Raw genomic sequence first — 22,549 nt, 5'->3', positions numbered from 1 at the left:
AGCCACGCAGGCACCCCACACGTAAACACGTAACCCTAAAGTTGAGGTTGAGGGTCCGCCCCTCGGTGGTTCATCGCGCGCAGATTCTCGTCCTGTACGTCGCCGTCGTCGATGTCCCGGCCGGGGCGGTACGCCTCCATTTCCTCGGCCGGCGTACCGCTAGTGATCTCCTGCGCGACGAGCCGCCCGAGCACCGGCGCGAGCGTCACCGCGCTGTGCGACACCAGGTGGTACAGGCCGGGCGCCGTGTCCGCCTCGCCGACCAGCGGCAGCCCGTCGAGTGGCACGGGGCGTACGCCTATGCGCGCGTCGGCGATCCGGGTGCCGTCGAGGCCCGGCACGACGGTGCTCGCGCGCCGGTGCAGCTCGGACGGCAGGCCGTCGGCGGCCGTCCCCTCCAGGCGCGCGTCGACCTCCCACGACAGGGCGAGCACCCCGCCGTCGGCCGTGGGCCGCAGGTCGATGCCGGGTGCCGAGAGGATCGCGGTCAGCGGTTCCTCGGCCAGTGGCGCGCTTTCCGCGACGAGTCCCGGCACGTGGCGCAGCGGAAGCCGCGCCCCGGCGAGCGCGGCGATCTGGTCGGCGGCGGGCCCCGCACAGTTCACGACGGTGTCCGCGCCCCAGCTGCGCTCCCCTGCCTCCACCCCGACGACCCGGGCGCCGCGGCGGAGCAGGCCGGTGACGCGGGTGCCGTAGTGCGTCTCGGCGCCGTGCCTGCGGACGGCCGCGTCCAGCAGGGTGCGCACCAGGCGCGGGGCGTCGAACCAGGCGGTGCCGGTGTGCACGACGATCTCGTCGACGGGGCAGGCGGCCGGGTCGGCGGCGGGCGCGAGTTCGCGCAGTACTGAGGCCGGGGCTGTGCGGCATTCGTGGCCCCATTCCCGTACCCGACGTGCCCGTTCGCGCAGTGTGCGCTGTGCGTCCTCGCCGTCGGCCCACTGCACGAGCGGCACCGGATGCCGCCAGGTGGGCCCGTCGAGTTCCTCGGCGAGGGCGCGGTGGCCGTCGGAGCCCTGGCGGTTCAGGCGGTAGTAGGCGTGTGGCGTCTTGAGGTGGGTGACGTCGGCGGCGAAGGTGGCGCTGGAGGTGCCGGAGGCGGGTCCGGCCTCCTCCAGGACGACGACTTCGACGCCCGCGCGGGCGAGGTGGTAGGCGACGCAGGCGCCCAGCACGCCCGCTCCGACGACGACGGCTCGATTCATGCGGCTTCCTGTACGTGTCCGGGTGCTGCGGCGATGGGTAGGTCCACCGGTTGCCCACCGAACCGCGACACACACCTCTCAGCCGCCCTGCCGCAGCAGTCCCTTGTCCTCCAGATAGGTCCGCGCGACGTCCTCGGGGAGCCGTCGCCAGCTGTCGACCTGCTGGTTCATGGAGGCGAGGTCGTCGGTGGTGAGGACGGAGTTGAGCGCGCCGAGCGCCTTCGCGACCTTCTCGTTGCCCGCCCGTGAGCGGTTGACGACGGGCACGAGGTAGTCGGCGTTCTGCAGCTTCTTGTCGTCGTCGAGCAGCACGAGGCCGAAGTCGCCGAGGGTGGCGTCGGTGGTCGTGGTGAGCACCATCTGGTCCTGGCCGTTCTGCACGGCGTTCTTGGCCTGCGTGGTGCCGACGCCCTTGGGGTCGATCCCTGTGACGTCGATGCCGTAGACCTTCTCCAGGCCCGGCTGGCAGTAGGGCCGCTGTACGCACTCGTCACCTGCGGCGATCCGCACCTTCAGGCCGGAGGCACCGAGGTCGCTGAGCGTCTTGAGGTCGTGCTTCTTCGCGTAGGCCTCGGTCACCGCGAACGCGTTCTGGTCGACGGCCTTCCCCGCGTCGAGCACGTCGAGCCCGCGGGGCTTGGCGAGCGCCCGCAGGCTCTTCATGGTGGCGTCGAGATCGGGCGAGCCGACGGGTTTCGCGTCGGCGCCGTTGGCCTTGGCGTTGAGCCAGTCGGCGAAGGTGGCGGCGTACTCGGGCACGACGTCGATCTGCCCGGACTCCAGGGCGGGTTCGTACAGCTCGCGGTTGCCGACGGACAGCAGCTCGGTCCCGTACCCCGCCTGCTTCAGCAGCAGCGCGTACATGTTGGCGAGCAGATCGCTCTCGGTGAATCCGGCGGAGCCGATGACGAGGTGCTTGCTGTCACCGGGCGGCGCGGTCACCTCGCCCTGATCCTCCAACGAGGGCCCCGTGGCACACCCGCCGACGAACAGCAGGAGCCCGAGAAGCAGCGCGACCCGACGCAACACCTTGCTCATCATCCGGCCCTCCTCCCCCGCAGCCATCCGGGACCGAACCGCTCGACGAGCTCGAACAGCCCCTCGACGATCAGCGCGAAGACGGCGACGAGCACGGCACCCGCCACCACCTGCGGCGTACTCGCGAGGTTGAACCCGGCGGTGATGATCCGCCCGAGGCCGCCGCCTCCGGCGATGGCAGCGATGGTGGCGGTGGCGACGAGTTGCACGGCGGCGATCCGGACCCCGTTGAGGATCATCGGCAGCGCGAGCGGCGCCTCGACCCTCAGCAGCATCTGCCGCCCGGTCATCCCCATGCCCCGCGCGGCCCGCACGACTTCCCGGTCGACGCCGCGCATCCCGACGTACGCGTTGGTGAGCAGCGGCGGCACCGCGAACAGCACGAGGGCGACGACGGTGGGCCCCTCGCTGTACTGCCCGAGCGGCGTGAGCAGCAACAGCACGAGGACGGCGAAGGTGGGAACGGCGCGCCCCACGTTGGCGATGTTGACTGCGAGCGCCCCGCCCTTCCCGAGGTGACCAAGGACAAGGGCGATCGGCAAGGCAATCAGACAGCTGATGACGAGACAGACGACGGTCAGCGTCACGTGCTGGGCGAGCCGGTGCCAGACGCCGTTGTCGCCGGCCCAGTGCGCGGAGTCGGCGAGCCAGTTCCAGGAGTCGGAGAGCAGCTTCACGCGCGACTCGCTCTCGTCCAGGGGGTCAGCACCCGCCCGATGGCAAGGAGCACGACATCAGCGACGAGCGCGATGACGACACACAGCACGGAGGCGGTGAGGACTTGCGCCTTGAAGTACGTGTTCATGCCGCTGTAGATGAGATTGCCGAGCCCGCCGTAGCCGACGATGGCGCCGACGGTCACGAGCGAGACGGCGGACACGGTGGCGATGCGCAGCCCGGCAAGGGCCGCCGGCAGCGCGAGCGGCAGTTCGACCGTCAGCAGCAGCCGGATCGGCCCGTACCCCATGCCGCGGGCGGCCTGCCGGGTGTCCTCGGGCACGGAGCGCAGCCCCGCGAGGATGTTCCGTACGAGGAGGGTGAGCGAGTAGAGCACGAGCCCGGCGATGACCAGCGTGGCGGACAGTCCGTAGACGGGCAGCAGCAGGGAGAACATGGCGAGCGACGGGATCGTGTAGAGCACGGTCGTCAGCGCGAGCACGGGCCCGGCGGCCCACCCCCACCGCCGCGCGAACAGCGCGAGCGGCACGGCGATGACGACGGCGATGGCCACGGCGACGAGCGTGATCTCCAGATGCTGCACGGTGGCATCGACGAGCATGTGCCGACGCGTGCTCAGGTACTCGCCGCAGATCCAGTCGTTGCGGGCGAGACAGTCGTCGGGCGGCGCGGTGCCGGGCCCACCGTTCACGAGGCGCACCCGACCATTCCAGTGGCTCGGCCCAAGCTCTGCGCGCCGGGTGACCCGTACGGGCGGCGCGCGGCGTTCCCCGCCCCGCACACCTGACGCGGCGCGGCACCAGGGCTAGGGTCTGCGTCATGAGCAATCTTGACCGCGAACCAGTGCCCTCGGTGTGCGGCGGACGCGGCTTCGTCGTGGCGGAACCGGTGCGCGAACTCCTCAGCCCGCGCCGCGTGCGCCTCGGCGGCTCCACGGAGGTGCGCCGCCTCCTGCCCAACCTGGGCCGCCGCATGGTCGGGGCCTGGTCGTTCGTCGACCACTACGGCCCGGACGACATCGCGGACGAGCCCGGCATGCAGGTACCGCCGCACCCGCACATGGGCCTGCAAACGGTGAGCTGGCTGCACGAGGGCGAGGTCCTGCACCGTGATTCGACGGGCAGCCTCCAGACCATCCGCCCTCGCGAGCTGGGCCTGATGACCTCGGGCCGGGCGATCTCCCACTCCGAGGAGAGCCCCAAGTCGCACGCCCGCTTCCTGCACGGCGCGCAGCTCTGGGTGGCACTCCCCGACTCCCACCGCCACGTGGACCCGCACTTCGAGCACCACGGAGCGCTGCCGACGGTGACGGCGCCCGGCCTCACGGCCACGGTCATCCTCGGTTCACTGGACGGCGCGGCGTCCCCCGGCACGACATACACCCCGATCGTGGGCGCGGACCTGTCCCTCGCCCACGGCACGGAGACCCGCCTCCCCCTGAACCCGGACTTCGAGTACGCGGTCCTGTCGATGTCCGGCGAGGCCCACGTCGACGACGTCCCCCTGCTCCCCGGCTCGATGCTCTACCTCGGCTGCGGCCGCACCGAACTCCCGCTGCGCGCGGCGTCGGACGCGGGTCTGATGCTGCTGGGCGGGGAGCCGTTCGAGGAGGAGTTGGTGATGTTCTGGAACTTCATCGGCCGCAATCAGGACGAGATCACGCAGGCGCGGGAGGACTGGATGACGGGGTCCCGGTTCGGCGAGGTGAAGGGGTACGACGGGGACCGTCTGGACGCTCCGGAACTGCCGCCTGTGCCGCTCAAGCCCCGGGGACGGGTGCGCTGAGCTGAACTTTCCCAGCATGAGCCACGCAAGCCCGGGTGGGCTCAGGGGTGCCCCCTCCAGCACTCATGCCCTGTGATCGCAAATGCCCACCGAAGCTTCCGAGCGCGCAGGTTCGAAACGTAGGTTTCGCCATCTGCGAGCACGTCTGGTGAGCCTGATGCTGACCCAATGCCGACTTTCGTCACGGGTCATCGGCTCTGACCGCCTTACGGCCGCCGCCACCCAAACACGGCACCTTGCCCGTCCCCAGGCGCGTGCCGGGGTCAGCCGATGTTCGAGCTGCGGGTCCGCTGGGCTCGTTTCACGATGGCAGCATGACCTCTGCGCAGCCTGTTGTGATCTATCCGCCCGACGAGGAGGGTGGCCGTCGCGTCCGTATCGACGGCGCGATCCTTGGCCGGGCATTGTCCGTGAAGGACGTGGCCGCGATCTTGCACGAGGCCGGGCTACGCGCCTTCGACGAGACGCGCGTCGCCTACTCCGGGCTGATCGAGTGGCGCGGCGGAGGCCCGGACCATTGGGCGCACTGACGGGTCCAGCCGGCCGCAGGGTTCGAGGACTGCGGCCGACCGGGGTGCTGCCCCATCATCCCGCCGCTCAACGACCGTGAGAGGGGAGGGTGTCACGCCCCGCGGTCCAGCGGGTTGACGCGTCCCGCTGGTTCTCGTACGCCGCGCGACGGGCCCTCGGCATCGCCACCGCACGCGCTGCACTTGGCGGGCGATGTCGTCGGCGCACGCGGTGAGCGCGGCCTCGACAGCGCGCATGGCCTCGAAAGCGTGGGTACGGACCGGGGCGGGCGCGAGCCGTCAGTCGGCAGGGGCCCTTCGCACCCAACGGCACACGCGCTATTGAGTAGCCCGAATCATCACAGTCAGCCGTGGAGAAGCCGGGGAAGGCTGGCTGTGGCCGATGTCCTCGTACCGCCAAGACCGGTACAGGGCATGCACCTTTCCGTCCCCCGCCGCCTCGTTGACCATGAGCGTGACGTACGGCTCCTCCCGACCGGCCAGGAGCTCGTCGTGGATGCAGCGCGAGACCCCGGTGCCGCGCCAGCCCGGACGTACGCCGATCTCTTTGAGCGCGATCGCGGGCCGCTCCGTGTACTTCTCGCTCGGAGGCGGGCTGGTGCGCTGCCAGTAGCGATCACCGTCCTCGATCCGGTTGCCGTAGACGTAGCCCACCGGGTGCTCGTCGTCGTAGGCGAGCACGGCATTGAAGCCCGGTTCCGTGCCGTGCCGGTCCAGGCGATCCCTGAAGGAGGTGACGGCGTAATTCGGAAGGTGCAGGAGTGGGGCGCGTACTTCGGCGTACACGTCGAGCAGGTCACCGCGGGCGGCGTCCAGGTCGGTGAATGTACGGAGTTCGATGGCGGGGGCCGAAGTCATGCGGTGAACCTCCATGCGGCGGTCTGCTCTGTCCAGTTGTGCACGCTGGTGCTGCCCGCTGCGGTGGCGCGCAGGGCAAGGCTGAACTCTTGCAGCATGCGGGAAAACCTCGGGCTGAGGCCCAGCCCCCGGCGGTGAGGTGGACGCTCAGCGCGAGCGAGTGCAGTTCCGCTTACTCGCACGACGAACCTGACGCCCGCCAGGGATGGGACGACAAGGCCGTATCCCTGATCGGGATGGCGCTCATGATGCGCGCCGCCCGCGGGGAGTGGCGTGAGCAGGGCGGCGTCTGGGGGCAGATGGAAACAGCACCGTCCCCTGCCCGATGAGGTCGACCCCGAGCAGGTGAACGCCATGACCGTCCCCATGCGACGCCTGCTCCTCAGCGACGCCCGCCCCCCCCTACTGGAATCCGGGTCCCTCTCCCTCGTGCGCCCCTGGCTCGAAGGGCTGGAAGACAGCGGGCGGGCGGTGGCAAGCGCTGCGGAGAACGGAAAGCCAGCTCAGGCTCGGCAAGCGCGGCATCCTCGCTCGGCACGCCCTCTTCCACCGGAACCGGATGGGCTTCTCCCTCCCTCAACGGGCCATCTGGGCACGGGCAGCACGGGAGGCCGCACTCGGGCATTGACTCCTCGAAGAATGCGCCATCCCCAGGTGTCGAAACCTCATAGGTCACACGCGTATCGGAGGTCGGCGATTCGGCCACGACAGGTGCTGCATCGCGTGCGGCGACGTCGGCATCGCTACATCCGTCGCCTTGTCCCAGACGGCCCCCGACGCGTCCGAAATCGAGCGCGTTCGAAAACCGCGATGCGTCGTTAACCCGAGCATCGCCGAGCCGCCCGGGCTCGCCGCTGACCCGCCAAGGAGGGTGCAGGTGCCAGTATCTGACGCCTCAACATCAACCCCGACGACACCGCCCCCTCCCCCACCTGCTGATCTCAACTTTGTGGGCAAGTTCGGCAAGAACCCGCTGGCAGACGCCAGTTTCGGCGCCATGTGCCGTCGCCTGCCCACCGTCCTGGCGCAGACCGCCCGCATGGCGTGGGCCGTCGACAGAGCCGGCGTCCTTCTGCTCCTGGCCTGCCAGCTGCTCACCGGAATCGCGGCCGCCGTGATGCTCGCCTTCACAGCCCGATCGATGACGCACCTGCTGGGTACGGGCTCCGTGTCCGAACGTCTGCACGGCGCACTGCCCGCTCTGATCATCGTGACGGCGGCTGCGGTAGTCGGTCGGATCAGCAGCGCCCTGTCCAGCTACGCGGACGGCCGGATCACGCCCGTACTGCTCACCGAGGCGGACGTCGCGCTCGTCGAGGCCGTCTGGCGCGTGGAATCGGCGGCATACAGCGAAGACGGCTTCACCGACCGTCAAGAGGCCGCCGAAGTCGGCGTCACCCGCACCCGGTTGATGATCCAGGACGCCCAGCGGTTCATGTCCGCCGCGATCCGGATGCTCGCCGCCGGCAGCGTCATCACCGCCCTGCACCCGCTGCTGCTGCCGCTGCTCCTGCTCGCCGTCGTCCCGGCCGGAGTGGGAGCCGTGCTCTCCGCCCGGGTGGACTACGAGACCCACTACCTCAACGTCGGCGACCGCAACGTGCGCTCGATGATGCGGTGGGTGGCCACGTACTCCCGCTACGGCGACGAGGTCCGCGCCAACGGCATGACCAGCTACCTCACGTACTGGTACCGGGCCCTGTCGGAGCGCATCGACGCCCGCACCCTGACCGCGGCCCCCAGGATGCTGCGCATCGTCCTGGCCACCAGCGCGCTCGGCGGCACCTTCTTGTTCGGCACCTGGGCCACCCTCGCCTGGCTGGCCGCCACCGGCCGCATCGCCCTGCCCGTCGCTGCCACCGCCCTGGTCGCCGTGCAGACGACGCTGGGCGCGCTGTCGCAGTTCGTCATCCACGGCGCGGCACTGTTCCACACTTCGCTCTACCTGGCCGACATGCGCTCCTTCCTCGACCTGGCGCACGAACGCGCCCCGAAAAGAGGCGCGCTGACCATCCCGGAGCGCGTCGACGAGATCCGCCTGGACGAAGTGGTCTACCAGTACCCGGGCAAGGACTCGCCAGCCGTCGACGGAGTGTCGCTCACCCTGCGGCGCGGTGAGATCCTCGCCGTCGTCGGCGAGAACGGATCGGGCAAGTCCACCCTCGTGAAAGCGATCACGGGGATCCTCCTCGCCGACAAGGGGCGCGTCCTCTGGGACGGCATCGACCTCGCGCAGGCCGCACCCGACTCGGTGTGGTCACGCACCGCGCTGGTGCCGCAGAACTTCGCCTGCTGGCCGCTGCGAGTCCGAGAGAACATCACCCTCGGACAGCCCAAGACCCTCGACGACGGGCCGGTGTGGGACGTCGTCGACGCTGTCGGCATGCGTGCGGAGATCGAGAAACTGCCCCAGCAGCTCGACACGCTCCTCGCCCGCGAACTCTGGAGTGGCGTCGAGCTGTCCGGCGGGCAATGGCAGCGCCTGGTCTGCGGCCGCGCCCTCTACCGCCGCACCCCGCTGATCGTGCTGGACGAACCGACCTCACAGATGGACGCCCGCGGCGAACACGCCATCTTCACCGAGATCAAACGACTGGCCGCCGAACGCATGACGATCGTGGTCACCCACCAACTGGCCAATACCAAGCTAGCCGACCGCATCCTCGTCATGGACCAGGGCCGCGTCGTCGAGCACGGAACCTACGACGAACTCGTCGCCGCCAACGGCCACTTCGCAGAACTCGTCGCTCTCGCCAAAGACCGCTGATCAACTGCCCCACAGGAGCGAAGACATGAATGACACCTGGCAGGCCATCAAGCAGCTCGCAGGTCGACTCGACGACCACTCCGGGTACGACCACGAACATCGCATCCTGTTCCAACTACTCAAGATCCAGGAGGAAGCCGGCGAAGTCGCCGAAGCTGCCATCGGGGCCGCCGGCCAGAACCCCCGCAAGGGCTATTCCCACACGTGGCAGGACGTGGAAGCCGAGGTGTGCGACGTCATCGTCACTGGCATGGTCGCGCTGATGCGCATGAACCCCGATGCGGAATCTGTATTCACGGGCCACATGCAGCGCATCATCGACCGAGACCTTCTTTCGAACCCTCCTATGGCGCACGCTCCAGAAGGGCCTGACTCTTCAGCCTCCAAATCGCTGTCCACAGACCAGCCCAGCTGATTTCAGCGCCACCGAAGGGACGACTCCATGACCAACCCGACGCCGCCGACGAAGCCCTGGTCGCAACTCCATCAGGAAGGAATGGGCCCCACTCAAGAAGCCTTCCTTGACCTCGTTCGCAACACATCGCATTCGGAGCACTACTGCCAGAACATCATCTGGGGGAACCTCCAGACACCCGACTACGCTCGCGCGATGCTGCGGCTGGTTGTCGACTTCCACGGCTTTCCCGACGACATCGAAGCCGGAGTCACCGCCCGAACAGCTCGTGCGAACCTGATCGGCCAAGGCGGGCGCACCCACCACGTCCTGCTCGGCGAGTCCGCCCTGCGCCGCAACGTAGGCGGCACGCAGGTGATGCATGGACAACTGGAGCGCCTACTGGAGTCGATCGATCTGCACGGACTTGCTTTGGGCATCATCCCCGACCGTGCGCAGCTTGAGATCTATCCCGGGAACTCGTTCGGCCTCTTCGACGGCACGCGCGTTGAGATCGAGAACTACGGGGACACTCCGACCATCACAGAAGACACGCAAGTCGCCATCTACCGCCGCGCGTTCGGGATTCTGACGCGAAGTGCCGTTTACGGCGACGAGGCCCGCGCCCTGATCCGAGCCGAACTCCGCGAGCTGTAACAGATCCGAGCCCACCCACGTTCCGTGCTGTCACAGGTGGTCGCCCCTGTGTCCACCCGTGACGGTAGCCGGGGCATGGAGATATACGGGTGCCGACTGCGACGGCATGGCTCGCATCGAATGAGGGCCGCGCACTCTGGCAGGAGTACCTCTTCCAGTCGTGCGCGGCCCCCGCACAAGCGGCGGCGAGGAAACAGCCGCAAAGATGGATCCGAGGCCGAGCCGGTCAAGCCGGCCACGGCGTCGACATCCGCACGCGCGGCTGGAAGCGGCGCCGTCAGAGCTTCAGTGTCAGCTCGCGGTCGAACCTCGGCGGACGCGAGTTCGTGTCGTCGAAGGTTGAGTACAGGGCCAAAGGGCGCGGGCAAGTTGAGTAGCTCCGGGACGGCAGTATGGCCGCACGATGAGTTAGCTGGCCCGGAACGTTCCACCCCAGTGAGAACCGATCGGACTGCTATGCAAAAGCACGGAAGGCTGCCACGAAGGGGACGGCACTATGACCCAACATTTTGGCAAGGTGACCTGCGACCTCTCGATCTCCGTCGACGGGTACTCGGCCGGACTCAACCAGACCGAGGAGCGCCCGTTCGGCGACGACGCCGGTGATGGCTGGGGCGACAGGCTGCACGCCTGGATGTTCGAAACCCCGGAGCAGCGGCAGGCTGAGCTCGACCGACTGACGGTGGTCGGCGCCTTCATCATGGGGCGCAACATGTTCGGCCCCGTACGCGGTGCATGGGATCGACAGTGGAAGGGCTGGTGGGGCGACAATCCGCCATACCACGCACCGGTGTTCGTGCTCACCCACCACCCGCGTGACCCGCAACCGATGGACGGCGGCACCACTTTCCACTTCGTCACCGACGGCATTGAATCCGCCCTGCGGCAGGCTCGCGAGGCTGCCGGGGGCCGCAACGTGTCGATCCACGGGGGTGCGACCACCATCAACCAGTACCTCGCCGCAGGCTTGATCGACGAGCTGCGGCTGCACATTGTGCCGTTCACGCTCGGCGCCGGTACGCGGCTGTTCGACGGCGTGCCGTCACTGAATCTCGAACAGGTGGAGTCGCGAGCAGCGGACTCGGTCACACACGTGACCTATCGCGTGCTGCCCTGAGCGCAGGGCGTCGCTCGAATGGTCTCGTCGTTGGTCGTGCCTTCGAGCCTGCCATCGTCGACGACGGCGGGCTGCCCGTTGAGGGTGCAGGTCGGAGTGCCCCCTGGCCAGGTACTCCTCAAACCTTCTTACTGGCATCCAGCCCAGGCCGCCCCCATGCGCCCGGCGGATGGACGATTCAAGTCGTTGGTGGTTGCATGCCATTCCCGGGAGGTGCACAGTGACTGATCCTGCACGGACGAACCGGTACGCAAGTCAGTGCGCTCGGTGCGGCGAGCAAGTCGAAGCCGAGGCCGGAACACTGCTGCGCAGCGCGTGGGGCCGGTGGGTGATCTACCATCCGGCGCACGCCCCGACACCCGACCCGGACGGCACCACCTCGGACCCCTCCGCGCTGCGTCCCAACCAGCGAGACGGGCAGTGCGAGACGTGCGGGAAGACAGTCGCGGCAGGCTCGGGGGTGGTGGCGAACACTGTGTTCGGCGGTTGGGACGTGTACCACCGTGAACATGTCCGGGAGCCCGCGCCGCCGCCCCGTCGCCGTCACTCGGGCTGGCAGCGGCGCCACCTCATGGCTCTGGACATCGCGACCACGGGCAACCGCTACAGCCTCGACCGCATCCTGGGCGCGGCGGTGTGCACCACGGACGGGACGCGAAAGTGCTGGCTTGTCGACCCGGGCACCGGTCCGCTGTCCGTCGCACCGTCCAAGAGCCACCACATCACCGTGGAGCAGGCACGCGCCGAAGGGGTCGCTGCCGCCGAGGTGCTGGGCGAGTTGGCAACGATGGTGACCGAGTACCTGGCCGCCAAAGAGCCCTTGGTCGTCTGGTACGCCCCGTTCGTACTCACCATCCTGGAAACGGAGTTGACCCGGCCCGGACTCGCACCGTTGTCCGCCCGACTACCCAGCGGCCTGTCCCCGATCTGCGACCCCCTCGTGCTGGACCGGCACGCCGAGCCTTGCCGCTCCGGCGTGCGCCGCCTCCAGAACGTCGCCGAGTGGTACGGCGTCCACCATGACGACCCCAGCAACCCCGCCAGCGACGCGGAGACCTCCCTCGTCCTCGCACAGGTCATCGCGGCCTGCCACCCCGCCATCGGACGCCTGTCACGACCCGCCCTGCACCGGCAACAGATGCTTTGGCACAGCCAGTTCATCGAGAAGCTGGAGGCGCGTCGCCCCGGGATCACCACCGACCGCCACTGGCCCCTGGAAACCGTCGAGATGTCAGCCTGGATCGACCACGCTCCCGCCTGACAACAGGCTGGCGCATACCGCACCACGGTGGTCCCCGGCGCGTCCAGGGGGCAAAGCGGCGCGGCACCCCAATGACGAATATCTGGTCGGCAATGTTGCAGGCCCTCCTTGTGGCCTCTGCGTAGCTTGCTGAACCAGCGAGCGGTGCCAGGCGGATCACCTTCCCGCGACCGATGTTGGGATTGGTCGCGTTGCTGCGGGCGGGGCGGATGGAGGGGAGCCCGATGGCCGTGGACAGCTTCGGGCGCCAAGGCGGTCACGGCAACGACTGCTCACGGCAACGATTCGCTCCTCACCGAGGCGATCGCGGCAGCTCGCAGTTGTGTCGATCAGCCGTGCAGCGCCCGGTACGCCGCGAGCGCCCCTGGGTGCAGGGCGACGCCTCCGGTGCCGATCAGGCTGCGGACGTCGAGGAACTGGGTGCCCACAGCGTTGTCCGGGACGAGGGACGTGGCACGCCGGACCAGCAGGCGAGTGAGCGCTCCGGCCACGTCCCGGTCGAGGTCGGGGCGGCACACCAAGAGGTTCGAAACACCTATGGTGGCCACCCCGCCTGCCGCCCGGTACGCATCCTGGGGCAGCGCCACCTGTTCAAGACCCGAAGCTGCCCGTGCGTCGCGGCCGCCCATCCGGGGCAACAGCTCGGCCAGCGGCAGGAAGCGCAGGCCCGGCCGCTGGTCGAGGTCCTTGAGCGCGGGCAGGGGCACGCCGCCCGCCACGAGCAGCCCGTCCACGGACCCGGCCGCCATGGCGTCCGCCGCGTCGTTCAACGGCAGATGGCGTACGCGCACGTCGGTTCCGGCCGACAGGCCCGCCGCGCGCAGCAGCCGTTCCCCGAAGACGGCCGCCCCGGAGCCCGGGGCCCCCAGTGAGACGACGTGTCCGCTCAGGTCGGCCACGGTCCGCACACCCGTGTCGGCGCGCACCGCGAACTGGAGGTAGGTCTCGTAGACCCGGCCGATCGCCCGCAGCGGCACAGGTCGTGCGAACACGTCGGTGCCCGCGGCGTCCTGTGCGGTGGCGGTGAGGACGAGGGCGAGATCGGCCCGGCCGTCCCGCAGCCGCTTGATGTTGTCGACGCTGCCCGAAGTGGTGCGGACGTGGCATTGCAGGCCGGGGTGTGCCGCCGTGAGTTCATCGGCCAGGAGGTGCCCGAAAGCCTCGTAGAAGGCGGTCGGTTCTCCGGTCGCCAGGCGCAGCACTCCGCTGGGACCGCGGCCGATCCCGGAGATGTCTCCGGTGAGAGCGCCGCCGAGGGCGACGCCGCCCGCGGTGCCGAGCGCGGCGCGCACGACCGTACGGCGGTTCATCGGGGAGCCTCCTCGGCGGCCCGTGGCACGACCGCTCGCGCGCGCAGCCCGCGAGGCCGCGCCGGGCCGAGTTCCAGGTGTCCGCCGCGCCCCGCGAGGAGCTGTTCCGCGATGGCGAGGCCGAGACCCGTGCCCGTCGTGCCGGACTGCTTGCCCGAACGCCAGAACCGTTCCGTGGCGCGGGTGAGTTCCTCGGCGTCCAGGCCGGGGCCGTCGTCCGTCACCGTGAGGACTGCGTTCGGGCCCTCCACGGTGCAGCCCAGCGTGATCGCGGCGTCCTGGCCCGCGTACTTGATGGCGTTGTCGAGGAGGATGTCGGTGATCTGGGCGAGCTCGTGTTCCGTGCAAGCGACGAGGACGGGGACCGCGGGATGCGTGGTGAGGTGTGCTCCGGAGCGGCGGGCGACCGGTTCCCACAGGCGGTGCTGCTCGGCCGCGACGGCCGCCGCGTCGCAGGGTGCGTACGGTCCATCGGTCACCGTCAGCTCACCGGCCCGGTGTTCCGCCGTGGCGAGCACCAGCATGTCGTCGAGGAGTGTCTCCAACCGGTCGAGTTCGGTGGTGACTCCGGTGTACGTGCGGTCCGCCACGGCGGGCAGGTGGGCGTGCAGCGCGTCGACACGAAGCCTGAGAGCGGCCATGGGGTTGCGCATCTGGTGGGAGGTGTCGGCGACGAGCCGGCGCTGTTGTTCCAGGGCGGAGGTCACGGTGCTGGCCATCCGGTTGAATCCGGTGGCCAGTTGGCGCAGTTCGGGCGGCCCGGAGGCGTGGGTGTGTTCCGGGGGCAGTCCTGCGGCGAGCTGACCGACGGCGCGATCGAGGCGGCGCAGCGGTCTGACCACCCAGCGGGTCACCGCGCGAGCGAGGGCCGTGCAGGCAAGCGCGACCGCGGCCGCCGCGGCGAGGACAACTGCCCAGCGCCAGGCGATGTCACCGGCCGCCGCCCGTACGGAGGCCCGCAGGACGATGGCGCCGGACACCTGGGTGCCGGTGCCCGCGGGCTCGGCGAACATCCTGTGCCCTCCCGACCAGGGCGTCAGCGAGCCCGTGGGGTGCGCGGTCTGATTGCGCAGGGCCGCGTCGATGAGACGTGACACGGCCGGATCGGCGGCCCGCATCCCACCGGTTTGCACCACCGGCTTGTGGCGCGCGTCGGTGACGACGAGCGCCTCCCCGTACAGCCGGGTGTAGCGCCGCGCCTCGGCGACCACCGCGGCGGTGTCCCCGGTGGTCGCCGCCTGGTCCATCAGCGAGGCGAAGCGGTCGAGGTCGGAACTGCGGGCGAGCACCAGCTGCTGTGTGCGGTCGGATGCGGTGGACACCAGCAGCGGTACGGCGAACGCGGCCACAGCGAGCACCACGAACGCGAGGAGTGCCGCCTGGACCCGGTTGCGCACGTGACCGATCCTCAGTCCGTGCGGCCGGACGCGGCGTCGTCACCGAAGCGGTAGCCGAAGCCGCGGATCGTCGTGAGCAGCTCGGGACGAGACAGCTTGGCCCGCAGCTGGGTGAGGTGCACGTCGAGCGAGCGGGACACACCGTGGTGGGCGTCGCCCCACACCTCGTCCAGGACCTGCTCGCGGCTCACGGCCGTTCCGGCATGCGTGGCGAGCACGGCGAGGATGTCGAACTCCTTGGTGGTCAGCTCGACGTCCGCCCCGCCTGCCTGGACCCGCCGTGCGTCGAGGTCGACCTCGACGTCACCGGCCAGGACTCTGCTCGCCGCCGGGGCGCTCTTCGCGGCACTGCGCCGGGTGACGGTGTCGATGCGGGCGAGCAGTTCCGCGAGCCGAACGGGCTTCACCAGGTAGTCGTCGGCGCCGAGCCGCAGCCCGCGCACCACCGAACGCTCGTCGCCACGCGCGGTCAGCACCACCACCGGCATGTCACTCACCGCACGCAGGGACCGCAGTACGTCGAGGCCGTCCATGTCGGGCAGGCCCAGATCGAGGAGCAGCAGGTCGGAGCTGCGGTGGTAGGTCAGGACGTCCCTGCCGTGCTTGACCCGCCGGGCGACATGGCCGTGGTCGTAGAGGACCTCGAGGAGCGCCGCGGCCACCCCGTCGTCGTCCTCCGCAAGCAGTATCTGCACTGTCTCCCGCCTCCCATCAGCGGTGTCTACGCGGAAACCGCTCACGCCCGAATGTAGACCACGCCCCTGAGCACACTCCGTGGCCGGTGAGCGGGAACCGGTCGACGGGCTCCTCGGAGGGCCCGGAATGTTAAGGGACGGTTAGGTCCGTGTGCGGGGCCGTCGCGGGTCCGCACGGTCCGGGGTGAGGGTGCTGCCGTCGAAGACGACAGAGCCGGCCCCTAAGGACACAGCACATGATCATCGACTGCCACGGCCACTACACGACCGCACCGTCGGCGCTCGAATCCTGGCGCAAGCGGCAGATCGCCTCGCTCACCGGCGACACACCCTCCCCCGCGCGAAGCGAGCTGCAGATCAGCGACGACGAGCTGCGCGAGAGCATCGAACCGAACCAGCTGCGCCTGATGGACGAACGTGGCATCGACCTGACCGTCTTCTCGCCGCGCGCCTCTTTCATGGCACACCACATCGGTGACTTCGCCACCTCGGCGGCCTGGGCGTCGATCTGCAACGACCTGTGCCACCGCGTCGCACAGCTCTACCCCGAGCGTTTCGCCCCCGCCGCGATGCTCCCGCAGTCCCCCGGCGTCGACCCGGCCACCTGCATCCCCGAACTCACGCGATGCGTCGAGGAGTTGGGGGCGGTCGCACTCAACCTCAACCCCGACCCCTCGGGCGGGCACTGGACCGCGCCGCCGCTCACCGACCGCTCCTGGTACCCCGTCTACGAGAAGATGGTGGAGTACGACATCCCGGCGATGGTCCATGTCAGTACGAGCGTCAACCCGGCCTTCCACACCACCGGCGCGCACTACCTCAACGCCGACACCACGGCGTTCATGCAGCTCGTCCAGGGCGACCTGTTCACCGACTTCCCGACGCTGCGGCTGGTCATCCCGCACGGTGGCGGCGCCGTCCCGTACCACTGGGGGCGCTTCCGCGGCCTGGCGATGGCTCTCGGCAAGCCGCCCCTGGAGGACCACGTCCTCGGCAACGTCTTCTTCGACACCTGCGTCTACCACCAACCGGGATCCGACCTCCTGTACGACGTCATTCCGTCGCGGAACATCCTCTTCGCCTCCGAGATGATCGGCGCCGTCCGCGACATCGACCCGTGCACCGGCCACCACTTCGACGACACACGCCGGTACACCGAGGCGGCCGGACTGCCCACGGACGACCTCGCGGCGATCCAGGAGTACAACACCCGCGCCGTGTACCCCCGCCTGGACGCACTGCTGAAGCGCCAGGGCCGCTGAGCCACACACACCACCGCGCCCGACACACCACCCCGTACGGAGAGCAGAGCAGTGCACACCCTTGCCCCCAAGACCCCCGGATGGCTCGACTGGTACGAAGGACCGTCCGCGCCGACGTTCCGGCTGCCGGCCGGAGCCGTCGACACCCACTGTCACGTCTTCGGCCCGCAGGCCGACTTCCCTTTCGCGCCGGAACGCAAGTACACACCGTGCGATGGCGGCAAGGACCAACTGTTCGCCCTCCGCGACCACTTGGGCCTCGCCCGCAATGTGATCGTGCAGGCCACCTGTCACGGAGCGGACAACTCCGCCATGGTCGACGCCGTCCGCTCCGCGGGCGGCAGGGCGCGGGGCATCGCCACCGTCCGCCCGGACATCACCGAGGCCGAGCTGCGCGAGCTCGACGCGGCGGGGGTGCGCGGAGTCCGCTTCAACTTCGTACGACGCCTGGTGGACACCTCGCCCAAGGACGCGCTCCGTACGATCGCGCGGAAGATCGCCCCGCTGGGCTGGCACATCGTCCTGTACTTCGAGAGCGCCGACCTGCCCGACCTGGAGGACTTCTTCGGCTCGCTGCCCACTCCCCTGGTCATCGACCACATGGGGCGCCCGGACGTGCGCGAGCCCGTGAACGGCCCGGAATTCAGCCGCTTTCTGCGCTTCGTCGACCGCAACGACGTGTGGGTGAAGGTGACATGCCCCGAGCGCCTCACCGTCACCGGCCCCGCCGCGCTCGACGGACAGCGGCGCGCGTACACGGACGTCGTCCCCTTCGGCCGCCGCGTGATCGAGGAGTTCGGCGACCGCGCGCTGTGGGGCACGGACTGGCCGCACCCCAACCTCACCGACCACATGCCCGACGACGGCCTCCTGGTCGACTACGTGCCGCAGGTGGCGACGACCGCCGACGAGCAGCACAGGCTCCTCGTCGACAACCCGATGCGCCTGTACTGGCCCGACGAAACCCTCTGAGCCCCCGGCCCGCTCGGCTCGGCCTCCCCCTCCCCGACTCACCTGACGAAGGCGTCACATGTCCCCCTCCAACGCACTCAACCGGATCGACAGGCTGCCGATATCCCGGTTCCACAAACTCACCCTGCTCGCCGTGTCGTTCGCCTACTTCTTCGAGTTCGCCGACATCAACAGCTTCGCCACCACAGCACCGAAACTCGTCGACGTATGGGGGGTGACGGTCAATCAAGTCGCCTACGTCACCTCCCTCTCCTTCGTCGGCATGTTCATCGGCTCGATCGTCGGTGGCGCCGTCGCGGACCGGTGGGGACGCAAACGGGCCCTGGTGCAGACAACGCTGTTCTTCGCGTTCTTCTCGTTCACCTCGGTGTTCGCCTGGGACCTGGTGTCCCTCGGTGTGTTCCGCGTCCTGACATCGGCGGGCCTGTCGGCTATGACGGTGGTCGCCGTCGTCTACGTCAACGAGATGTATCCGGCGGCGGTGCGCGGCAAGTACCAGGCGTACGCCATCGTCATCGGCATCTGCGGCACCCCGGTCACCAACCTCATCGCCAGCCTCGTCGTCCCGCTCAGCGACTGGTCGTGGCGCCTGGTCTACCTGTGGGGCTCGCTCGGCATCCTGCTGGTCCTGTTCACCCGGCACCTCAAGGAGTCGCCGCGCTGGCTGGAGAGCCGGGGCGAGCACGCGGCGGCGGACCACGTGCTGCGCGAGATCGAGGACCAGGTCGCCGCGGAGAAGGGCCCGCTTCCGGAACCGGCACCACCGGCGGAGGAAGTCCCGGCCCAGAAGGCCCCGTTGAAGCTGCTCCTCCAGAAGAAGTACCTGCTTCCGACCCTCCTCCTGACCGTCCTGTGGGTGACCCAGACCATCGGCTTCTTCGGCTATTCGAGCTGGGCACCGACCCTGCTGGCCAAGGAGGGCCTCAGCGTCGAGAAGTCCGTCTTCTACGTGGCACTCACCACGGTCGGCGCACCGCTCGGCTCGTACCTGGCGTCGCTGGTCACGGACCGTTTCGAGCGCAAGTGGTCGCTGACGGTGTTCGGCACGGTCATCGCGGTGTGCGGCCTGCTGTACGGGCTCACGTTCAGTCCGGTCTTCATCGTCGTGTTCGGCTTCCTGGTGAACTTCTTCGAGCGTGGCTACACCGCGCTGGCGTACGCCTACTCCCCCGAGCTCTTCGACACCCGCGGCCGCTCCCTGGGCACGAGCGTCTCGTACGGTCTCGGCCGCCTGTCGAACGCGGCGGGCCCGCTGATCGTCGCGGCGCTGTACACCAACCACGGCTACCGCAGCGTCTTCTACTTCATCGCCGGCACCTGGCTGGTGGGCGCCATCGCCCTGGCCCTGTTCGGCCCCCGCACCCGCCGCGCCCGCCTCATCCTGGCCGAAGCACGCGAAGAGGCGACCGCGTCAGGCGGACGACGGGCAGCCGAACCGCAGAGCCCGTAAGGAGTGCATCAGGGCCGACGGATGCACTCCGCCAACGTGAGTGCATCTTCCAGCCGAGTGTCTGCGCAGCCGTTGCTGCTACTGGGCCCGCCGGCGGGGAACAACCTCGGTGACGAGGCGGCAGTCCCGCGGCGACATACGAGCGTTCTTGGCGGCTGCGATGAGGTCGGCGGGCCAGAACGGCTGCGAGATCACGACGTCTGCGTCGGGCAGATCGCGGTCGAAGACGCTGCCGTCGCCCTCTTTAGCCGGAGGTGACGAACGGGGTGAGGCCACGGCTTTCCAGGAGGGCCCGCAGGCCCAGCTCACCGGAGACGCTGCCGAGCAGGTGACCGGGTGTGAAGTCGGCGCCCATGTCACGAACACGGGCTCGTTCACCGTCCAGCGAGCATCGGAATGTCACGGCGGTAAGGGCGTCGAGGACTCACAAGTCACGCAACGCCCCACCATCGCTACGGCCACCACCAATGCCTCACATCACCTGGCCAACAGATCAGTTTCCGTCCGGGCCCTCGAATCAGCGCAGGAGTACCTGCCGGCCGGACATTCCCCGTCTTCGACACCCTGACCGTCGGCTACGGCCACTGAGGGGCGGACTGCGGGCCATGATCAGGGCATCGGTGGCGTCAGGTCTTCGGGGCGGCCTCCTCGGTGCCCGCCGCGGCCATGGTCCGGGCGCCGAGGACCACGGCGAGCATCACCGGAATGATCCCGGCGAAGGTCCACGCCAGGTCGAACACCTGGGCAAGCCAGCCCACCAGCGCCGGACCCGCCAGGACGCCCGCGTAGGTAAACGTGGTGACCCGGGAGACGAACATAGCGGCGCCCGGCCCCTGGCCGCCGGCGTGGCCCGCCGCGCTGAAGATCAGCGGGACCAGCACTGACGTACCGATCCCCATCACCGCGAAGCCCACCGTGGAGACGAGCTGAGACGGGCCCACGACCACGACGACCAGGCCCACCACGGTGATCGAGCCGTTGAGCCGGAACAGCCTCCGGCCGCCCACCCGCTCGGTCAGCCGGTCACCGACCAGCCGACCGACCGCTTGGCACAGGGTGAAGGCGGTGTACCCGAGGGCCGCCGCGCTGAGCGTCGCGCCCCGGCTGTCGTGCAGGAACACCCCGCTCCAACTGGTCACCGCGGCCTCGCAGATCATCAGCGCCAGGCCCATCGCGCCGAGGACCAGGATCCGCCCGCTCCAGCCGTCGCGCCGTCGGACGCGGGACCGCTTCGGCCCGGCCGCGGGCCCGCTCGCGCGGTCCGCCGCCGCGGGCAGCAGCCACACCGAGGCGGCCAGTCCGACCGGCAGCAGCACCCCGCCGACCCACAGCAGATGCCCCGCCGGGGACACGCCGGCCCGCAGCACCGCCGAGCCGATCAGCGAGCCGAGGACGGCGCTGACACTCCAGGCCGCATGGCAGCCGTTCATGATCGGGCGTTGCCGCAGGCGTTCCACCACCACCGCGTGGCCGTTCATGGCCACGTCGAGGGTGCCGTGCACGGTGCCCATCACGATCAGCGCGAGGGCCAGACGTACAGCGTCGTGGGCGAGGCCGACCCCGCCCAGCGCCAGGGGCAGCAGCCCCAGGGTGAGCCGGATCAGGCGCACGCTGCCGAACCGGGCGACGAGCCGCCCGACGAACTGCATGGTGAACAGGGCCGACACCCCGAAAAGCGTCAGGAGGACGCCAAGTTGGGACGAGGTGAGCCCCAGGTCGGCCTTCAGCGACGGGATCCGCACGATGTAACTGGCCAACAACAGCCCGTTGATGAAGAACACCGCGGTGATCGCCCAGCGGGCGCGCACCGCCGCGCCGGGATCCAGGAGGCCGCCCGACTCCGACCGCCCGGCTCCGGGTGCGGCGCCCTCCGGCCGGGTTGCGGCACGACTGCTCTGCTTCGACATGCTTGGTTTCCTTGGTGAGGTGAAGAGGCGGTGGTTGTCCAGGAGTTCGCGCCGCGGGCCTACGGCTCGTACCTGTCGTGATGCCGCAGCCACGTGCCCTTCGCACCGGGCGACGGCCTTCCCTGCGGGGTGAGATCGAGGTAGTTGTCGGTCCCGAGCAGCAGGTCGGTGCCGTCCCCGTACGCCGAGTAGGCGTGGTGCACGACGTCCGCGCGCCGGACGAAGACGCTGAGCCCGGACTGCTCGCCCCGGGTCCGCCACTCCTCGCCGCCGCGCAGCAGGGCCTCTTTGTCCTGGAAGCCGTACTCGACGGGGGCGACCGCCTCGTCCTGGGTCACGTGGAAGTCGTAGTTGAAGTCGCTGCCGTACGCGGAGTACCAGGGCACGGTCCAGCCCATGCGAGAGCGGAACGCCTCGATCTTCGCGATCGGCGCCCGGGAGACGAGCGCGAGCGTGGTGTCCCGCGCGTGCAGGTGCGAGCGGTCGCCGATGCTGTCGACCAGGTACGAGCAGAACCTGCAGCCGGCGTCCCAGGCCGGGTCGAACATGAAGTGGTAAACGATCAGTTGGCCGCGCCCCTCGAACAGGTCGGGCAGCCGGACCTTGCCGTCGGGGCCTTCGAGGACGTACTCCTTGTCGACCGCCACCATCGGCAGTGTCCTGCGGGCAGCGCCGGCCTCCGCCAGCACCCGCATGGCCTCCTGCTCCCGAGCGAGCAGCTCCCGTCGGGCCGTGCGCCAGACGTCCCTCGTGACCACCTGCGGATCGCTCATCGTTCTCCTCCTCGTTCACGTGCCTCGATCGAGGCCTTTGACAAGAGGTCGGAGCCGATCGCCGGGAGGCGACATCCTGAGATCGGAAACCTTGTTAAGTTCCTGGCGACCACTGTCCGCCGGGGAGGCGGTCGGAAACGAGGGGACGATGAAGTATCTGCTGATGGTCTGCGCCGACGAATCGCTCCGCATGACTCCCGAGGAGGACGCCGCGCATCTGGAGGCGGTCGGCGCCTGGGTCCGCGAGATGGAGGACCGGGGCGTACGCGTCATGGGCGACCGTCTCCGCCCGGCCGACGACGCCGTCTCGGTGCGGGTACGGCAGGACGAACTGTTGGTGTCCGACGGGCCGTTCGCGGAGACCAAGGAGCAGATGGCCGGCTTCGACGTGCTCGAGTGCGCCGACCTGGACGAGGCCGTCGAGATCGCCGCACGGCACCCCGGCGCCGCGCACGGGATCGTCGAACTGCGCCCGCTCTGGCAGGCCTGACCGGCT

At 69.5% G+C, this 22,549-nt stretch carries 21 protein-coding genes and 1 pseudogene; 11 read left to right on the top strand and 11 right to left on the bottom strand.

Going from position 1 to position 22,549, the window contains the following annotated elements; all coding sequences use genetic code 11:
* Positions 1–35 precede the first annotated feature (35 nt).
* From ACZ7L4_RS03860 to ACZ7L4_RS03845, 4 genes are all read right to left on the bottom strand, one after another.
* Positions 36–1,202 (bottom strand): NAD(P)/FAD-dependent oxidoreductase, encoded by a 1,167-nt coding sequence (locus ACZ7L4_RS03860; protein WP_472099415.1) that lies wholly within the window; start codon positions 1,200–1,202, stop codon positions 36–38.
* A 78-nt stretch (positions 1,203–1,280) separates the two neighbouring features.
* Positions 1,281–2,240: an ABC transporter substrate-binding protein gene (locus tag ACZ7L4_RS03855; protein WP_472099414.1), complete on the bottom strand. Its 960-nt coding sequence runs from the start codon at positions 2,238–2,240 to the stop codon at positions 1,281–1,283.
* Positions 2,240–2,917 carry an ABC transporter permease gene (locus ACZ7L4_RS03850; protein ID WP_472099412.1) on the bottom strand — a complete coding sequence of 226 codons (678 nt, stop codon included), beginning with the start codon at positions 2,915–2,917 and terminating at the stop codon, positions 2,240–2,242. The genes ACZ7L4_RS03855 and ACZ7L4_RS03850 overlap by 1 nt, the downstream gene beginning before the upstream one ends.
* Positions 2,914–3,609, bottom strand: coding sequence for an ABC transporter permease (locus ACZ7L4_RS03845; protein WP_472099410.1), 696 nt, complete (start codon positions 3,607–3,609; stop codon positions 2,914–2,916). The genes ACZ7L4_RS03850 and ACZ7L4_RS03845 overlap by 4 nt, the downstream gene beginning before the upstream one ends.
* A 128-nt stretch (positions 3,610–3,737) precedes the next feature.
* Between ACZ7L4_RS03845 and ACZ7L4_RS03840 the strand changes: the two genes are divergently transcribed.
* Positions 3,738–4,703, top strand: a complete 966-nt coding sequence (locus ACZ7L4_RS03840) for a pirin family protein (protein ID WP_472099408.1) — start codon at positions 3,738–3,740, stop codon at positions 4,701–4,703.
* Between the two features lie 314 nt (positions 4,704–5,017).
* Entirely contained in the window at positions 5,018–5,233 is a 216-nt protein-coding gene (locus tag ACZ7L4_RS03835; RefSeq protein ID WP_472099406.1) for a hypothetical protein, read from the top strand.
* A gap of 318 nt (positions 5,234–5,551) precedes the next feature.
* Here ACZ7L4_RS03835 and ACZ7L4_RS03830 read toward each other — a convergent pair whose 3' ends face one another.
* Entirely contained in the window at positions 5,552–6,091 is a 540-nt protein-coding gene (locus tag ACZ7L4_RS03830) for a GNAT family N-acetyltransferase (RefSeq protein WP_472099405.1), read from the bottom strand.
* A gap of 997 nt (positions 6,092–7,088) precedes the next feature.
* Here ACZ7L4_RS03830 and ACZ7L4_RS03825 point away from each other — a divergent pair.
* The 5 genes from ACZ7L4_RS03825 to ACZ7L4_RS03805 all read left to right on the top strand — a co-directional run bounded on the left by ACZ7L4_RS03825 (position 7,089) and on the right by ACZ7L4_RS03805 (position 12,287).
* Complete coding sequence (locus ACZ7L4_RS03825; RefSeq protein WP_472100384.1) at positions 7,089–8,858, top strand: ATP-binding cassette domain-containing protein; 1,770 nt, start codon at positions 7,089–7,091, stop codon at positions 8,856–8,858.
* Positions 8,859–8,883: 25 nt separating this feature from the next.
* Complete coding sequence (locus ACZ7L4_RS03820; protein WP_472099403.1) at positions 8,884–9,273, top strand: nucleoside triphosphate pyrophosphohydrolase family protein; 390 nt, start codon at positions 8,884–8,886, stop codon at positions 9,271–9,273.
* Between the two features lie 27 nt (positions 9,274–9,300).
* Entirely contained in the window at positions 9,301–9,909 is a 609-nt protein-coding gene (locus ACZ7L4_RS03815; protein WP_472099401.1) for a DUF5753 domain-containing protein, read from the top strand.
* A gap of 496 nt (positions 9,910–10,405) precedes the next feature.
* A complete protein-coding gene (locus ACZ7L4_RS03810; RefSeq protein ID WP_472099399.1) occupies positions 10,406–11,026 on the top strand; it encodes a dihydrofolate reductase family protein in 621 nt (206 codons plus the stop codon).
* A 571-nt stretch (positions 11,027–11,597) separates the two neighbouring features.
* Entirely contained in the window at positions 11,598–12,287 is a 690-nt protein-coding gene (locus tag ACZ7L4_RS03805) for a 3'-5' exonuclease family protein (protein WP_472099397.1), read from the top strand.
* 329 nt (positions 12,288–12,616) lie between these two features.
* Here ACZ7L4_RS03805 and ACZ7L4_RS03800 read toward each other — a convergent pair whose 3' ends face one another.
* Genes ACZ7L4_RS03800 through ACZ7L4_RS03790 form a run of 3 tightly spaced genes read right to left on the bottom strand, consistent with a single transcriptional unit; the run spans position 12,617 to position 15,689 of the window.
* A complete protein-coding gene (locus ACZ7L4_RS03800) occupies positions 12,617–13,597 on the bottom strand; it encodes a TAXI family TRAP transporter solute-binding subunit (RefSeq protein ID WP_472099395.1) in 981 nt (326 codons plus the stop codon).
* The gene (locus ACZ7L4_RS03795; protein ID WP_472099393.1) at positions 13,594–14,994 is read right to left on the bottom strand and encodes a sensor histidine kinase; all 1,401 of its coding nucleotides are present in this window, start codon (positions 14,992–14,994) and stop codon (positions 13,594–13,596) included. Before ACZ7L4_RS03795 ends, ACZ7L4_RS03800 begins: the two co-directional genes overlap by 4 nt.
* 11 nt (positions 14,995–15,005) lie before the next feature.
* Positions 15,006–15,689 (bottom strand): response regulator transcription factor, encoded by a 684-nt coding sequence (locus ACZ7L4_RS03790; protein ID WP_472099392.1) that lies wholly within the window; start codon positions 15,687–15,689, stop codon positions 15,006–15,008.
* A gap of 236 nt (positions 15,690–15,925) precedes the next feature.
* Between ACZ7L4_RS03790 and ACZ7L4_RS03785 the strand changes: the two genes are divergently transcribed.
* From ACZ7L4_RS03785 to ACZ7L4_RS03775, 3 genes are read left to right on the top strand one after another with little or no spacing between them, the layout of a single operon-like run.
* Complete coding sequence (locus tag ACZ7L4_RS03785; protein WP_472099391.1) at positions 15,926–16,951, top strand: amidohydrolase family protein; 1,026 nt, start codon at positions 15,926–15,928, stop codon at positions 16,949–16,951.
* A gap of 51 nt (positions 16,952–17,002) precedes the next feature.
* On the top strand, positions 17,003–17,923 hold the full coding sequence (locus ACZ7L4_RS03780) for an amidohydrolase family protein (RefSeq protein WP_472099389.1): 921 nt from the start codon (positions 17,003–17,005) through the stop codon (positions 17,921–17,923).
* Positions 17,924–17,981: 58 nt separating this feature from the next.
* Complete coding sequence (locus ACZ7L4_RS03775) at positions 17,982–19,373, top strand: MFS transporter (protein WP_472099387.1); 1,392 nt, start codon at positions 17,982–17,984, stop codon at positions 19,371–19,373.
* Positions 19,374–19,529: 156 nt separating this feature from the next.
* Here the strand turns inward: ACZ7L4_RS03775 and ACZ7L4_RS03770 are convergent.
* The 3 genes and pseudogenes from ACZ7L4_RS03770 to ACZ7L4_RS03760 form a co-directional block, all read right to left on the bottom strand.
* Positions 19,530–19,719, bottom strand: a pseudogene (locus ACZ7L4_RS03770) (NAD-dependent formate dehydrogenase); the annotation flags it as partial.
* 280 nt (positions 19,720–19,999) lie between these two features.
* Positions 20,000–21,280: an MFS transporter gene (locus tag ACZ7L4_RS03765; protein ID WP_472099386.1), complete on the bottom strand. Its 1,281-nt coding sequence runs from the start codon at positions 21,278–21,280 to the stop codon at positions 20,000–20,002.
* Between the two features lie 59 nt (positions 21,281–21,339).
* A complete protein-coding gene (locus ACZ7L4_RS03760; RefSeq protein ID WP_472099384.1) occupies positions 21,340–22,053 on the bottom strand; it encodes a DUF899 domain-containing protein in 714 nt (237 codons plus the stop codon).
* A 148-nt stretch (positions 22,054–22,201) separates the two neighbouring features.
* Here ACZ7L4_RS03760 and ACZ7L4_RS03755 point away from each other — a divergent pair, with 148 nt between their 5' ends.
* Complete coding sequence (locus tag ACZ7L4_RS03755) at positions 22,202–22,543, top strand: YciI family protein (RefSeq protein WP_472099383.1); 342 nt, start codon at positions 22,202–22,204, stop codon at positions 22,541–22,543.
* Positions 22,544–22,549: the final 6 nt, after the last annotated feature.

This window comes from Streptomyces sp. NPDC107575 (genome assembly GCF_055657265.1).
The sequence above is the reverse complement of the archived record's forward strand: the minus strand, read 5'-3'. Positions and strand labels throughout refer to the sequence as shown.